The sequence below is a fragment of the Paraburkholderia sp. RL17-380-BIE-A genome (genome assembly GCF_046028085.1).
Lineage (GTDB): Bacteria > Pseudomonadota > Gammaproteobacteria > Burkholderiales > Burkholderiaceae > Paraburkholderia.
Map to the genome: position 1 here is coordinate 1 of NZ_JARESQ010000058.1, position 491 is coordinate 491.

1 protein-coding gene is annotated in these 491 nt (G+C 64.2%); it reads right to left on the reverse strand.

What is annotated here, in order from left to right; translation table 11 throughout:
* On the reverse strand, positions 1-491 hold a 491-nt coding region (locus P0D68_RS35515; RefSeq protein WP_408303742.1), incomplete at both ends, for an acyl-CoA dehydrogenase family protein.

Sequence of the window (491 nt, forward strand, 5' to 3'; positions counted from 1 at the left end):
ACACGTCGTTGCGCTCGCCGAGCGAGCCGTCTTCGTTGACGAGAAACTTCGGCACGATGAAAAGCGAAATGCCCTTCACGCCTTCCGGTGCGTCAGGTGTGCGCGCCAGCACGAGATGTGCGATGTTCTTCGCCATGTCGTGCTCGCCCCACGTGATGAAAATCTTCGTGCCGAACAGTTTGAACGAACCGTCGCCCTGCGGCTCGGCGCGCGTGCGCACGAGCGCGAGGTCGGAGCCGGCCTGCGGCTCGGTCAGGTTCATCGTGCCGGTCCATTCGCCGGAAATGAGCTTCGGCACGTAGGTCTGCTTTTGCGCTTCGCTGCCCGCCGTGAGAAGCGCCTCGATGGCGCCATCCGTGAGCAGCGGGCACAGCGCGAACGACAGGTTCGACGCGTTCAGCATCTCGATACAGGCGGTGGCGATGAGCTTCGGCAGGCCCTGGCCTTCGTAGTCGACGGGATGTTGCACGCCCTGCCAGCCGCCAACGCCA